The 13,657-nt window shown below is 69.6% G+C and carries 11 protein-coding genes; 10 read left to right on the top strand and 1 reads right to left on the bottom strand.

Translation table 11 applies throughout. The annotated features are described in order from the left end of the window. Nucleotides 1-13 precede the first annotated feature (13 nt). The 3 genes from G6N50_RS00765 to mutM all read left to right on the top strand — a co-directional run bounded on the left by G6N50_RS00765 (nucleotide 14) and on the right by mutM (nucleotide 2,305). The gene (locus tag G6N50_RS00765; protein ID WP_179970082.1) at nucleotides 14-613 is read left to right on the top strand and encodes a YceD family protein; all 600 of its coding nucleotides are present in this window, start codon (nucleotides 14-16) and stop codon (nucleotides 611-613) included. Then, nucleotides 553-1,323, top strand: coding sequence for a ribonuclease III (gene rnc / locus G6N50_RS00770; protein WP_276053901.1), 771 nt, complete (start codon nucleotides 553-555; stop codon nucleotides 1,321-1,323). The genes G6N50_RS00765 and rnc overlap by 61 nt, the downstream gene beginning before the upstream one ends. A 112-nt stretch (nucleotides 1,324-1,435) precedes the next feature. Beyond that, nucleotides 1,436-2,305, top strand: a complete 870-nt coding sequence (mutM, locus tag G6N50_RS00775; RefSeq protein WP_083097402.1) for a DNA-formamidopyrimidine glycosylase — start codon at nucleotides 1,436-1,438, stop codon at nucleotides 2,303-2,305. 15 nt (nucleotides 2,306-2,320) lie between these two features. On the opposite strand, the gene G6N50_RS00780 is transcribed toward mutM, so the two are convergent. After that, nucleotides 2,321-3,094 carry a PIG-L deacetylase family protein gene (locus G6N50_RS00780; RefSeq protein WP_083097404.1) on the bottom strand — a complete coding sequence of 258 codons (774 nt, stop codon included), beginning with the start codon at nucleotides 3,092-3,094 and terminating at the stop codon, nucleotides 2,321-2,323. A 53-nt stretch (nucleotides 3,095-3,147) separates the two neighbouring features. On the opposite strand from G6N50_RS00780, the gene G6N50_RS00785 reads away from it, so the two are divergent. The 7 genes from G6N50_RS00785 to G6N50_RS00815 all read left to right on the top strand — a co-directional run bounded on the left by G6N50_RS00785 (nucleotide 3,148) and on the right by G6N50_RS00815 (nucleotide 13,654). After that, nucleotides 3,148-3,561, top strand: a complete 414-nt coding sequence (locus G6N50_RS00785) for an OsmC family protein (RefSeq protein ID WP_083097406.1) — start codon at nucleotides 3,148-3,150, stop codon at nucleotides 3,559-3,561. Then, nucleotides 3,548-3,841 (top strand): acylphosphatase, encoded by a 294-nt coding sequence (locus G6N50_RS00790; RefSeq protein ID WP_083097407.1) that lies wholly within the window; start codon nucleotides 3,548-3,550, stop codon nucleotides 3,839-3,841. The genes G6N50_RS00785 and G6N50_RS00790 overlap by 14 nt, the downstream gene beginning before the upstream one ends. Nucleotides 3,842-4,034: 193 nt before the next feature. Beyond that, nucleotides 4,035-7,640, top strand: coding sequence for a chromosome segregation protein SMC (smc, locus tag G6N50_RS00795; RefSeq protein ID WP_083097409.1), 3,606 nt, complete (start codon nucleotides 4,035-4,037; stop codon nucleotides 7,638-7,640). A 218-nt stretch (nucleotides 7,641-7,858) separates the two neighbouring features. Continuing rightward, complete coding sequence (gene ftsY / locus G6N50_RS00800) at nucleotides 7,859-9,220, top strand: signal recognition particle-docking protein FtsY (RefSeq protein WP_083097410.1); 1,362 nt, start codon at nucleotides 7,859-7,861, stop codon at nucleotides 9,218-9,220. Nucleotides 9,221-9,320: 100 nt separating this feature from the next. Then, nucleotides 9,321-10,796, top strand: coding sequence for an ammonium transporter (locus G6N50_RS00805; protein ID WP_067835505.1), 1,476 nt, complete (start codon nucleotides 9,321-9,323; stop codon nucleotides 10,794-10,796). After that, on the top strand, nucleotides 10,793-11,131 hold the full coding sequence (glnB, locus tag G6N50_RS00810) for a nitrogen regulatory protein P-II (protein ID WP_003878721.1): 339 nt from the start codon (nucleotides 10,793-10,795) through the stop codon (nucleotides 11,129-11,131). Before G6N50_RS00805 ends, glnB begins: the two co-directional genes overlap by 4 nt. A gap of 45 nt (nucleotides 11,132-11,176) precedes the next feature. Next, nucleotides 11,177-13,654, top strand: a complete 2,478-nt coding sequence (locus G6N50_RS00815; protein ID WP_083097412.1) for a [protein-PII] uridylyltransferase — start codon at nucleotides 11,177-11,179, stop codon at nucleotides 13,652-13,654. The last annotated feature ends 3 nt before the right edge of the window (nucleotides 13,655-13,657 follow it).

Raw genomic sequence — 13,657 nt, forward strand, 5'->3', positions numbered from 1 at the left:
TAGGATTTCCGATATGACGCGGCAGCACAGCACATCATCGGCCCGCGGCGCGGCGTCACGGCTGGCCGGGCCGATGGCGTTCGACATCACCCGGCTCGGGCGCCGCCCCGGGGCGATGGTGACCCTGCGGAAGACCGTGCCCAGTCCATCGCGCATCGGGCTGGACATGATCGCGATCGAGGCGGACGCCCCACTCGAGCTGGACCTACAGATTCAATCGGTGTCCGAAGGCGTCCTGGTGACCGGGACGGTGGAGGCGCCCACCACCGGCGAATGCTCGCGTTGCCTGACCAGGCTCGACGGCCACATGCAGGTGCGGCTGACCGAGCTGTTCGCCTACCCGGACAGCACCACCGAGGCGACCACCGAGGAAGACGAGGTGGGTCACATCGTCGACGACACCATCGACCTCGAGCAGGCCATCGTCGACGCCGTGGGACTCGAACTTCCGTTCTCGCCCGTGTGCAGCCCGGACTGCCCGGGGCTGTGCCCCGAGTGCGGTGTTTCGCTGGCCGCCGAGCCGAGCCATCAGCACGAGCGCATCGATCCGCGATGGGCCAAGCTTTCGGGCATGTTCAGCACCGAGGCCGACGAGCCACGGGGGGAGCGGTGAGCGCGCGACAAGCCCTGCTCGACGCCCTCGGGGTCGAGCTGTCCGATGAAGTGCTGTCCCTGGCGCTGACGCATCGCAGCTACGCCTACGAGCACGGCGGCCTGCCGACCAACGAACGTCTGGAATTCCTGGGCGACGCCGTGCTGGGGCTGATGATCACCGACGAGCTGTACCACCGCCATCCCGACCGTACCGAGGGTGACCTGGCCAAACTGCGGGCCAGCGTGGTCAACACCCAGGCGTTGGCCGCCGTCGCGCGCAAGCTGTGCGACGGGGGCCTGGGCGGCCACCTGCTGCTGGGACGTGGCGAGGCGAACACCGGCGGCGCCGACAAATCGAGCATCCTGGCCGACGGGATGGAATCGCTGTTGGGCGCGATCTACCTCGATCACGGCATCGACGTCGCGCGCGAGGTGATCCTGCGCTTGTTCGGCCCGCTGCTGGACGCCGCGCCGACGTTGGGGGCCGGGTTGGACTGGAAGACCAGCCTGCAGGAATTGACTGCGGCGCGCGGCATGGGCGCCCCCTCCTACGTCGTCACCTCCACCGGCCCCGATCACGACAAGGAATTCACCGCGGTCGTCGTGGTGGCGGACACCGAATACGGCACGGGTATGGGCCGCTCCAAGAAGGAAGCCGAGCAGAAGGCCGCGGCGGCGACCTGGAAAACACTCGACGTGCTGGACACCGCGGGGAAAACGTCCGTCTAGGTTGATCGGTGATGACCCGCTGCGCCCGGCTTCGCCGCGCTTGCGATCATGCTCGAATTGATCGGTGATGACCCGCTGCGCCCGGCTTCGCCGCGCTTGCGATCATCACTAGATGCCCGAACTGCCCGAAGTCGAGGTGGTGCGCCGCGGCTTGCACGCCCACGTTGTCGGCAAACTGATCACCGCCGTCCGGGTGCATCATCCGCGAGCGGTGCGTCGGCATGAGGCCGGGCCCGCAGACCTGACCGCCCGGCTGCTCAATGCCCGGATCACCGGCACCGATCGGCGCGGCAAGTATCTGTGGCTGCTCCTCGACACGGAACCCGCTGGGCCGGACTCGGATACGGCGCTGGTGGTCCACCTCGGCATGAGCGGACAGATGCTGCTCGGCGAGGTGCCGCGCGCCGACCACGTCCGGATCTCCGCGCTGCTCGACGACGGCACCGTGCTGAGTTTCGCCGACCAGCGCACTTTCGGTGGGTGGATGCTCGCCGACCTGGTCGAGGTAGACGGCAGTGTGGTGCCGGAGCCCGTCGCGCATCTGGCGCGTGACCCGCTAGACCCCCGGTTCGATGTGGATGCCGTGGTAAAAGTGTTGCGGCGCAAGCATTCCGAGATCAAGCGGCAGCTCCTCGACCAGCAGGTGGTGTCCGGGATCGGCAACATCTACGCCGACGAGGCGCTGTGGCGTGCCAAGCTGAATGGCGCCCGGATCGCCGACACGCTGAGCCGCAAGCAGTTGACCGCCGTGCTCGACGCCGCCGCCGAGGTGATGCGCGATGCACTGGCCAAGGGCGGAACCTCGTTTGATTCCCTGTACGTCAACGTCAACGGCGAATCCGGATACTTCGACCGGTCGCTTGACGCCTACGGCCGTGAGGGCGAAGCCTGCCGGCGCTGCGGGGCGGTGATGCGCCGGGAGAAGTTCATGAACCGCTCCTCGTTCTACTGCCCGAGATGTCAACCGCGACCGCGGGGCTGAAGGTTTTCGGTTGACTCAATCGAAGATGTCGCGGTGCAGCGCCCCGGTGGGCAATGCCGGATCCACGAACCACTCGTGGCTGAACAGCGCACCGAAGACCTGGGGCGGCAGCCGGAGCAGCAGCCCGAACACCCGCGCGGCCAGGCCGGAGGCGCCGATCTGAGAGCGGTGCGCGGCGAAAGCGTCTCGCTTCTGGCGCGCGAAGCGAAAGACGTTGACCCGGTGGGTGATTGTCGCGCGCGGCGCGTACGCGCCGTGGACGAGGTCGCGCTCGTACGGTCCCGGCAGCCGCAACAGGTACGCGAGATCGCTGACGCGCAGTAGCAATTCGCGCGGCATCGTCACCTCGAGCACCCGCGGGATGGCGGCGAGTTCGGCCGCCCGCTTGCCGACGTGGTGCACCTGGACGTGATCGCGGTGGCCGTAGCCGCCGTTGGGCTGGTAGCTGAGCAGCAGATCGGCGCGCTCGTCGCGCAGGATGCCGGCCAGCCGCCCGGCCGCCTCGTCGAGATCCGCACGTCCGAATCGGGTGCGCCCGGGTGGATCCGGGTAGAACAGCGGACCGTAGCCGCTGTCGGCATACCCCAGGCACTCCACCCGGTGAGCTCCGAGAATCCTTGCGCTTGACCGCAATTCGCCGAGGCGGTCATCGTCGTCGTTGTGCACGCGCCCGTCGGTTGCGCTGACCACCACCACCCGGTGCCCGGCCGCGGCCGCCCGCGCCAGGGTGCCGCCGGTGAGCACGACCTCGTCGTCCGGGTGGGCGTGGAATGCGACCACGGTGGCCATGCAATGCAGTATGCCCGCGCTTGGAAAATCCGGGCGCCCGGTAGAAATGAGCCATGGCCGAACTGTGGGTGGAACGCACCGGAACACGCCGCTACACCGGATACAGCTCACGTGGCGCACAAGTGCTGATCGGCGCCGAGGACGTGGACGGCGTGTTCACGCCCGGCGAGCTGCTCAAGGTCGCGCTGGCGGCGTGCAGCGGGATGTCCAGCGATCTGCCGCTGGCCCGCCGGCTGGGCGACGACTACAAGGCGGTCATCAGGGTCTCCGGCGCTGCCGACCGCGAACGCGAGGTCTATCCGCTGCTGGAGGAGGCCCTGGAACTCGACCTGTCGGCCCTGTCCGACGACGAGAAGGAACGCCTGCTGGTCGTCGTCGGCCGCGCCATCGATCAGGTCTGCACCGTCGGGCGCACGCTGAAAGCCGGCACGGAGGTCAAGTTCGAGGTGGCCGATGTCGGATCCTGATGTCAGGCTCACCGCCTGGGTGCACGGGAGGGTCCAGGGCGTCGGCTTCCGCTGGTGGACGCGCAGCCGGGCGCTCGAGCTGGGCCTCACCGGTTACGCGGCCAACCAGGCCGACGGCCGCGTTCTGGTGGTCGCCCAGGGACCGCGCGAAGCCGGTGAGAAGCTGCTGGAGCTGCTGGAAGGCGCCGAGTCGTGGCCGTCACGGCCCGGCCACGTGAACAACGTCGTCGCCGACTGGACGCAGCCGCAGGAACGGTTCGAGGGTTTCGTCGAGCGCTGAGGCGGGCGCCGCCATCGCGCGCGTGAGTAGCGCCGGCGCTATCACGTTTCCGCACGCGACATTGCCTCCCAGCCGTGACTGATGTGGCCACTGTGACCGGTGCGCCGAAGGGTGCTCGGTGGGCGTATTTCGGCCCTGGCGACACCCCGCGATGAGGGTGGCGCGGGCGATTTGAGCGGTAGTCTGGCTCGCCGTGTACCTCAAGAGTCTGACGCTGAAGGGCTTCAAGTCCTTCGCCTCGCCGACGACTCTGCGCTTCGAACCGGGCATCACCGCCGTCGTCGGGCCCAACGGCTCCGGCAAATCCAACGTCGTCGACGCGCTGGCCTGGGTCATGGGGGAGCAGGGGGCAAAGACGTTGCGCGGCGGCAAGATGGAAGACGTCATCTTCGCCGGGACGTCGTCGCGGGCCCCGCTGGGCCGCGCCGAAGTCACCGTCACCATCGACAACTCCGACAACGCGCTGCCCATCGAATACTCCGAGGTGTCCATCACGCGGCGGATGTTCCGCGACGGCGCCAGTGAATACGAAATCAACGGCAGCAGTTGCCGTTTGATGGACGTTCAAGAACTGCTGAGCGACTCCGGGATCGGCCGCGAGATGCACGTCATCGTCGGGCAGGGCAAGCTCGACGAGATCCTGCAATCGCGGCCCGAGGACCGTCGCGCGTTCATCGAGGAAGCCGCGGGCGTGCTCAAGCACCGCAAGCGCAAGGAAAAGGCCCTCCGCAAACTCGACGCGATGTCGGCCAACCTGGCCCGGCTCACCGACCTGACCACCGAGCTGCGCCGCCAACTCAAACCGCTGGGCCGGCAGGCCGAGGTCGCCCGCCGGGCCCAGACCATCCAGGCCGACCTGCGCGACGCCCGGCTGCGCCTGGCCGCCGACGACCTGGTGAACCGGCAGGGCGAGCGCGAGGCGATCTTCGAGGCCGAGGCCGCCATGCGCCGCGACCACGACCAGGCCGCCTCGCGGCTGGCCGTGGCGTCCGAGGAACTGACCACGCACGAAACGGCGGTCGGCGAACTCTCCAGCCGGGCCGAGTCGGTCCAGCACACCTGGTTTGCGCTGTCCGCGCTGGCCGAGCGGGTCGCCGCGACCGTCCGCATCGCCAACGAGCGCGCCCAGCACCTCGACGTGGAGCCCGCCGCGCCCAGCGACACCGACCCCAGAAAGCCTGAAGAGCTGGAGGCTGAGGCCGAGCGGGTGGCGGTCGCCGAGCGGCAGCTGCTCGCCGAACTGGCCGGCGCGCGCACCCGGCTGGACCGGGCCCGCGCCGAATTGGTCGAGCGCGAGCGCGAAGCCGCCGAGGCCGAGCGGGCCCACATGGCGGCGGTGCGCGCGGAGGCGGATCGGCGCGAAGGCCTGGCGCGCCTAGCCGGTCAGGTGGAGACGATGCGGGCGCGCGTCGAATCGATCGACGACAGCGTGGCGCGCCTGTCCGAGCGCATCGAACAGGCCGCCGCCCGCGCGCAGCAGGCCAAGGTGGAATTCGAGACCGTCCAGGGCCGGGTCGGTGAACTCGATCAGGGCGAGGTGGGTCTCGACGAGCACCACGAACGCACCGTCGCCGCGTTGCGGCTGGCCGACGAGCGGGTGGCCGAACTGCAGTCCGCCGAGCGGGACGCCGAACGCCAGGTCGCCTCGTTGCGGGCCCGCATCGACGCGCTCGCGATCGGGCTCGAACGCAAGGACGGCGCCGCGTGGCTCACCCAAAACCACGGCGGCACAGGACTTTTGGGGCCCATGGCCAAGCTGGTGAAGGTGCGGTCCGGCTATGAGGCGGCGCTGGCCGCGGTGCTGGGATCGGCGGCCGACGCCCTGGCCGCCGAGAGCTTCGGCGCGGCCCGCTCGGCCGTCGCCGCGCTCAAGGAGGCCGACGGCGGCCGCGCCGCGCTGGTGCTGGGCGACTGGCCCGCCGGTCAGCCCGCGCCGCAGACCGCCCCGGCGGGTGCGCTGTGGGCGCTGGACCTGATCGACGCGCCCGGACGGCTGCGCGGCGCGATCACGGCCATGCTCTCCGGCGTCGCGGTGGTCGACGACCTGGACGAGGCGCTGGCGCTGGTGGCCGCGCATCCCGACTTGCGCGCGGTCACGCTCGACGGCGACCTGGTGGGCGCCGGCTGGGTGAGCGGCGGCTCGGACCGCAAGCTGTCCACGCTCGAGGTGACCTCGGAGATCGACAAGGCTAGCGACGAACTGGCCGCCGCGGAGGCCCAAGTGGCCCAGCTGACCGCGGCGCTGTCCGGCGCGCTGACCGAGCAGGCCGCCCGGCAGGACTCGGCCGAGCAGGCACTGGCCGCGCTCAACGAATCCGACAGCGAGATCTCGGGGATGTACGAGCAGCTGGGCCGGCTCGGTCAGGACGCCCGGACGTCCGAAGACGAGTGGAGCAGGTTGCTGCGCCAGCGCGAGGAGCTCGAAGCCGGCCGGACCCAGACCGTCGCGGAAGTCACCGAATTGGAAACCCGGCTGCGCAACGCCCAGGAAACCCAGTACGCGCCGACCGATGAGCCCGTGAACCGTCAGCAGATCGCCGCCGCCACCGAGGCCGCTCGCAGCGTCGAAGTGGAGGCCCGGCTGGCGGTGCGGACCGCCGAAGAGCGCGCGAACGCGGTACGCGGGCGGGCGGATTCGTTGCGCCGCGCTGCCGCCGCCGAACGCGAAGCCCGGTTGCGGGCCCAGCAGGCGCGCGAGGCACGGCTGCGCGCCGCCGCGGTGGCGGCGGCGGTGGCCGACTCCGGGCGGCTGCTGGCGCAGCGATTGAACGGCGTCGTCGGCGCCGCATCCAAGATCCGCGACGCGCTGGCCGCCGAACGCCAGCAGCGTGCGACCGCTATGGCCGCGGTGCGCGACGAGGTGAACGCGTTGAGCGCCCGGGTCGCCGCCCTGACCGATTCCCTGCACCGCGACGAGGTGGCCAACGCCCAGACGGCGATGCGGATCGAGCAGCTCGAGCAGATGGTGCTCGAGCAGTTCGGCATGGCGCCGGCCGATCTGATCGCCGAGTATGGCCCGGAGAATCAGCTGCCGCCCTCCGAGCTGGAGATGGCGGAATACGAGCAGGCCAAGGAGCGCGGCGAGCAGGTTTTCGCGCCGGCGCCGATTCCCTACGACCGGCCCACCCAGGAACGCCGGGCCAAGCGGGCCGAGCGCGAGCTGGCCGAGCTGGGCAGGATCAACCCGCTGGCACTGGAGGAGTTCGCCGCGCTCGAGGAGCGCTACAACTTCCTGTCCACCCAGCTCGAGGACGTCAAAGCCGCCCGTAAAGACCTGCTCGGCGTGGTCGACGAGGTCGACGCCCGAATCCTGCAGGTGTTCAGCGAGGCCTACACCGACGTGGAACGTGAGTTCTCCGACGTCTTCACGGTGCTGTTCCCCGGCGGGGAGGGCCGACTGCGGCTGACCAATCCCGACGACATGCTCACCACCGGCATCGAGGTCGAGGCGCGTCCGCCGGGCAAGAAGGTCACCCGGCTCTCGCTGCTGTCCGGCGGCGAGAAGGCGCTGACGGCGGTGGCCATGCTGGTGGCGATCTTCCGGGCCCGCCCGTCGCCGTTCTACATCATGGACGAGGTGGAGGCCGCCCTCGACGACACCAACCTGCGGCGGCTGATCTCCCTGTTCGAGCTGCTGCGGGCGCGCTCGCAGCTCATCATCATCACGCACCAGAAGCCGACGATGGAGGTCGCCGACGCGCTGTACGGCGTGACCATGCAGGGCGACGGCATCACCGCCGTCATCTCCCAGCGGATGCGCGGTCAGCAGGTGGACCAGCTGGTCTCCAGTTCGTCGTAGCGCCGATCGCAAGCGCGGCGGAGCCGGGCGAAGCGGGTCGGCGCCATCGATCGAGCGCCGATCGCAAGCGCGGCGGAGCCGGGCGAAGCGGGTCGGCGCCATCGATCGAGCGCCGATCGCAAGCGCGGCGGAGCCGGGCGAAGCGGGTCGGCGCCATCGATCGAGCGCCCGGAGGTGGTGGCTGCCGGGCGACCATGCCGTCCTGAAACAATGTCAGCGTGTCCCAAGGTCTTTGGATCGCCATCGCGGTCGTCGCTGCCCTGGTCGTCATCACCGCGCTGGTCCTGGGGCTGCTGCGGTATCGCCGGCGCCGCATCAGCTTCTCGACCCGGCCCGAACCCGGGGCGATCGACCGTTCCGGCGGCTACACCGCGTCCTCCGGCATCACCTTCAGCCAGACCACCACGGCCGATCGGCTCGACACCACCGGTCTACCCGCGGTAGGCGACGACGCGACCATTCCCCGCGACGCGCCGCGGCGCACCATCTCCGAGGTCGAACTCCCCGAACCCGAGACCCTCGCGCCGCCGCCGTCGGACCTGCAGGCCCCGCCCGCGCCGCCGGCTCCGGCACCCGAAACGCAGGCCGCCCCCGCCGCACCGGCCGCCCCTGAGGCTCCGGCACCCGAAACGCAGGCCGCCCCCGAGATCGAGGAGATCGCGCCCACCGAAGGCCGGCTGGAGCGGCTGCGCGGCAGGCTGGCCAGGTCGCAGAACGCGCTCGGGCGCAGCGTGCTGGGACTGATCGGCGGCGGCGACCTGGACGAGGACGCCTGGCAGGACGTCGAGGACACGCTGCTGGTCGCCGACCTGGGCCCGGTGGTCGCCGAATCGGTGATCTCCCAGCTCCGCAGTCGCCTGGCCGGCAGCGACGTGCGCACCGAGGCCGACGCCAAGGCCGTGCTGCGCGACGTGCTGATCAAGGAGTTGCAGCCCGGCATGGACCGGTCGATCCGGGCGCTGCCCCACGACGACCATCCCTCGGTGCTGCTGATTGTCGGGGTCAACGGCACCGGAAAGACCACCACCGTCGGCAAGTTGGCCCGGGTGCTGGTCGCCGACGGGCGGCGCGTCGTCCTGGGCGCCGCCGACACCTTCCGCGCCGCGGCGGCCGATCAGCTGCAGACCTGGGCGTCGCGGGTGGGTGCGGAAGTCGTGCGCGGGGCCGAGGGCGCCGACCCGGCCTCCGTGGCGTTCGACGCCGTCGACAAGGGCATCGCCGCGGGTGCCGACGTGGTGCTCATCGACACCGCGGGACGGCTGCACACCAAGGTCGGACTGATGGACGAGCTCGACAAAGTTAAGCGGGTCGTAACACGGCGAGCCGCCGTCGACGAGGTGTTGCTGGTGCTCGACGCCACCATCGGGCAGAACGGACTGGCCCAGGCGCGGGTGTTCGCCGAGGTGGTCGAGATCACCGGTGCCGTGCTGACCAAACTGGACGGAACGGCTAAGGGCGGCATCGTCTTTCGGGTTCAGCAGGAACTCGGCGTGCCGGTCAAACTGGTCGGTCTCGGGGAAGGCCCCGACGATCTCGCGCCGTTCGAACCGGCCGCTTTCGTCGACGCGCTGCTCGGCTGAAACGCTTACACGGTGAGCGGGACGTTAATCCCGCTGAAACACGGCGGCCCCATCGCCGAAACAACCATTGCGCAATGTTCTGGATCAGGTCATCGGACTCATGCCTGGTGGCCAGTTGTGGGCCGACCGGAGGAGATTGCGAGTGACATACCCGATACTGGGCCAGCCCAATACCGGCGATACCGCCTGGATGTTGGCCAGTTCCGCGCTGGTGCTGTTGATGACGCCGGGTCTGGCGTTTTTCTACGGCGGAATGGTGCGCGCCAGAAGCGTTCTGAACATGCTCATGATGAGCATCAGCGCGATGGGCGTCGTCACCGTGCTGTGGGTGCTCTACGGCTATTCGATCGCCTTTGGCGACGACGCCGGCGGCGTCGTCGGAAAGCCGACCTCATTTTGGGGCCTGAAGGGCCTCATCGGTGTCAACGCGGTGGCCGCCGATCCGAGCAAAGGCACTGCGGCAACGGACATCCCGTTGGCGGGAACCCTGCCAGCCACCGTGTTCGTGGCGTTCCAGCTGATGTTCGCGATCATCACCGTCGCCCTGATTTCCGGCGCGGTGTCCGACCGGCTGAAGTTCGGCGCCTGGCTGGTGTTCGCCGGTCTGTGGGCGACGTTCGTCTACTTCCCGGTCGCCCATTGGGTTTTCGCGTTCGACGGGTTCGCCTCCGAGAAGGGTGGCTGGATCGCCAACAAGCTGCACGCGATCGACTTCGCCGGCGGGACCGCGGTCCACATCAATTCCGGTGTGGCGGGCCTGATGCTGGCGATCGTGCTGGGCAAGCGCCGCGGTTGGCCCACCACCTTGTTCCGGCCGCACAACCTACCGTTCGTGATGCTCGGTGCCGGGCTGCTGTGGTTCGGGTGGTACGGCTTCAACGCCGGATCGGCCACCAGCTCCAACGGCGTCGCCGGGTCGACCTTCATGACCACCACGGTCGCGACGGCCACCGCGATGCTGGGCTGGATGCTCACCGAGCGCATCCGTGACGGCAAGGCGACGACGCTGGGCGCGGCGTCCGGGATCGTCGCGGGCCTGGTCGCCATCACGCCGTCGTGCTCGTCGGTCAACGTGCTGGGCGCGCTGGTGGTGGGCCTGGTGGCCGGCGTGGTGTGCGCGCTGGCGGTCGGCCTGAAGTTCAAGCTGGGCTTCGACGACTCGCTCGACGTGGTCGGGGTGCACCTGGTCGGCGGTCTGGCCGGCACGCTGCTGGTGGGGCTGCTCGCCGCACCGGAGAGCCCGGCCATCAACGGCGTCACCGGCGTGTCCAAGGGATTGTTCTACGGCGGCGGCTGGGCTCAGCTCGAGCGGCAGGCGGTCGGCGCGTTCAGTGTCCTCATCTACTCTGGGGTGGTTACGCTGATCCTGGCGTTGATCCTGAAATACACCATCGGGCTTCGTCTCAACCCAGAGGCGGAGGCCACGGGTATCGACGAGGCGGAGCACGCCGAGAGTGGCTACGACTTCGCCGTGGCCACTGGTTCGGTTCTCCCGCCCCGGGTCGCCGTGGCGGATACCCGCAACGGCCTGGAGGAGGAGCGAGTGGGCGACAAAGTGGAGGCAGAGCAGTCATGAAGCTGATCACCGCGATCGTAAAGCCGTTCACGCTCGATGACGTGAAGACCAGTCTCGAGGACGCGGGCGTCCTGGGGATGACGGTCAGCGAAATCCAGGGCTACGGACGGCAGAAGGGTCACACCGAGGTCTACCGGGGCGCCGAATATTCGGTCGACTTCGTGCCCAAGGTGCGCATCGAGGTCGTTGTCGACGACTCCATCGTCGACAAGGTCGTGGACAGCATCGTCCGGGCCGCGCGCACCGGCAAGATCGGTGACGGCAAAGTGTGGGTGAGCCCCGTGGAAACCATTGTGCGGGTGCGTACCGGCGAGCGCGGAACCGATGCGCTATGACGTCCGCTGTCAATTGCTGATTCGACCCGGGCGGGCCGGGAGGGTATGACCCCGAACGACCCCGACTCGTCCGGGCGCCTAGCGGGGACAGAAAGCGCCTGCGGGGCAGTCGATCTGGCTGCCTCGCGGCGCCAACTGCTGTCTGAGGGAAGCAAGCTGCACGCCGCCGAACTGCGGCACGCCTGGCTGGATCTGCACGAATCGTGGTTGATGGCCAAGGCGGCCGAGATCGGGATCGCCGACGACAGTGGCTTCGCGATCGTCGGGATCGGCGGATTGGGCCGCCATGAGCTGTTGCCGTATTCCGACCTCGATCTCATGCTGTTGCACGACAATAAATCCGACGACGTGCTGGGCAAGGTCGCCGACAAGTTGTGGTATCCGTTGTGGGACGCCAACGTTCGGCTCGACCACAGCGTGCGGACCGTCTCCGGGGCCCTCGGGGTGGCCAATGCCGACATGATTGCGGCGCTGGGCATGCTGGACGCGCGCCACATCGCCGGCGACGCGCGGCTGTCCGACGAACTGAACGCCGGCGCACGACGGCAGTGGCGCAGCGCAATTCGGTCCCGAATGAACGAGCTCGTGGAAATTACGCAGGCCCGCTGGGAGCGTTGCGGCCGCATCGCGCAGCGGGCCGAACCCGACCTGAAATCAGGCCGCGGCGGCCTTCGCGATGTGCAGCTGCTCGATGCGCTGGGCGTGGCCCAGCTGATCGACCGCCACGGCATGGCCCGCCCCGAATCACCCGGCGGTTCGCTCGACGACGCCCACCTCACGTTGCTCGATGTGCGCACCGAGCTGCACCGGGTATCGGGACGCGGACGGGACCAGCTGCAGGCCCAATACGCCGACGAGATTAGCGCCGCCCTGCACATCGGGGACCGATTTGACTTGGCGCGCAAGCTATCCGACGCCGGGCGCACCATCGCCTACCACGCCGAGACGGGCATTCGGACCGCCGAGAACGCGCTGCCGCGCCGCGGCGTGACGGCCCTGGTGCGGCGGCCCAAACGGCGCCCCCTGGACGAGGGCGTCGTCGAATATGCCGGCGAGATCGTGCTCGCCCGCGACGCACGTCCGGACACCGACGTGGGTTTGGTGTTGCGGGTGGCCGCCGCGGCGGCCGACACCGGGCTGCCGATCGGCGCCGCCACGCTGAGCCGCCTGGCCGCCAGCGCTCCGGAGATGCCGGTGCCGTGGCCGCGAGATGCGTTGGACGACTTGCTGGTTGTGCTGTCCGCCGGCCCGACCACGGTGACGACGATCGAGGCGCTCGACCGCACCGGGCTGTGGGGCCGGCTGCTGCCCGAATGGGACGCCATCCGCGACCTGCCGCCGCGCGACGTCGCGCACAAATGGACGGTGGACCGTCACGTCATCGAGACGGCGGTCAACGCCGCACCGCTGTCCACCCGGGTGGCGCGACCCGACCTGCTCGCGCTGGGCGCACTGCTGCACGACATTGGTAAGGGCCGCGGTGTCGACCACAGCGTGCTCGGCGCGGGCCTGGCGCTGGAGATCGGGCCCCGGCTGGGCATCGCGCCGGTCGAGGTCGAGCTGCTCGCCCAGCTGGTCCGCCACCACCTGCTGCTGCCGATGGTGGCCACCCGCAGCGACCTGAACGACCCCAAAACCATTGAGCGCGTGGTGAAAGCGCTGAGCGGAGACGCGCTGTTGCTCGACGTTCTGCACGCGTTGACCGAGGCCGACTCGAAGGCCACCGGTCCCGGGGTGTGGAGCGAATGGAAGGCGTCGCTGATCGAGGACCTGGTCCGGCGCTGTCGGCTGGTGATGGCGGGGGAGCCGCTGCCCGAAGCGGAACCCACTGCGCCACAATACCTTTCACTCGCAGCCGACCGCGGCGTCCATGTGGACATCAAGCCCAGCGGCGGCGAGCGCCTGGACTTGGTGATGGCCGCACCGGATCAGCGGGGACTGGTGTCGAAGGCCGCCGCGGTGCTGGCGCTGAACTCACTGCGCATCCATTCCGCATCGGCCAGCACCCACGAGGGATTCGCGATCGTCGAATTCGTGGTGTCGCCGCTGTTCGGTTCGCCGCCGGAAGCGGGCCTGCTGCGCCAGCAGTTCACCGGCGCGCTGGGCGGTGACGTCGACGTGTTCGGCACGCTGGAGAAGCGCGACAGCGACGCCGTCAGCGCGGCGACCAGCCGGGCCGGCGAAATCCAGGTCGGGGTGCCCGTCACGCGGTCGAGCGCGCCGCCGCGCATCCTGTGGGTCGACTCGGCCTCGCCCGACCAGTTGATCGTCGAAGTCCGCGCCATGGATCGACTCGGGTTGCTCGCGTTGCTGACCCACGCGCTGGAACGCGCGGAAACCGACATCGTCTGGGCGAAGGTCAACACCTTCGGGTCGACGGCGGCGGACGTCTTCTGCGTGACGGTGTCGGGCCAAGCGGCCGACGGCGCCGAGCACGGCGCGCGGGACGGAGTCGAGCAGAGCCTGTTGGCGGTGTTGGGCGGCCCCGCGGTCGAGGTGCTCGAGGAACCCGTCGGCGACTAGGGC

It is taken from the genome of Mycobacterium mantenii (genome assembly GCF_010731775.1).
Classification (GTDB): Bacteria; Actinomycetota; Actinomycetes; order Mycobacteriales; family Mycobacteriaceae; genus Mycobacterium; species Mycobacterium mantenii.

Coding starts and splice junctions, on each gene's coding strand:
- G6N50_RS00785 (WP_083097406.1), top strand. CDS start 3,148: ATGGCCGAACTGTGGGTGGAACGCACCGGAACACGCCGCTACACCGGA.
- G6N50_RS00780 (WP_083097404.1), bottom strand. CDS start 3,094: ATGGCCACCGTGGTCGCATTCCACGCCCACCCGGACGACGAGGTCGTG.
- G6N50_RS00815 (WP_083097412.1), top strand. CDS start 11,177: ATGACCCCGAACGACCCCGACTCGTCCGGGCGCCTAGCGGGGACAGAA.
- G6N50_RS00805 (WP_067835505.1), top strand. CDS start 9,321: ATGCCTGGTGGCCAGTTGTGGGCCGACCGGAGGAGATTGCGAGTGACA.
- glnB (WP_003878721.1), top strand. CDS start 10,793: ATGAAGCTGATCACCGCGATCGTAAAGCCGTTCACGCTCGATGACGTG.
- rnc (WP_276053901.1), top strand. CDS start 553: ATGGGCCAAGCTTTCGGGCATGTTCAGCACCGAGGCCGACGAGCCACG.
- G6N50_RS00765 (WP_179970082.1), top strand. CDS start 14: ATGACGCGGCAGCACAGCACATCATCGGCCCGCGGCGCGGCGTCACGG.
- mutM (WP_083097402.1), top strand. CDS start 1,436: ATGCCCGAACTGCCCGAAGTCGAGGTGGTGCGCCGCGGCTTGCACGCC.
- G6N50_RS00790 (WP_083097407.1), top strand. CDS start 3,548: ATGTCGGATCCTGATGTCAGGCTCACCGCCTGGGTGCACGGGAGGGTC.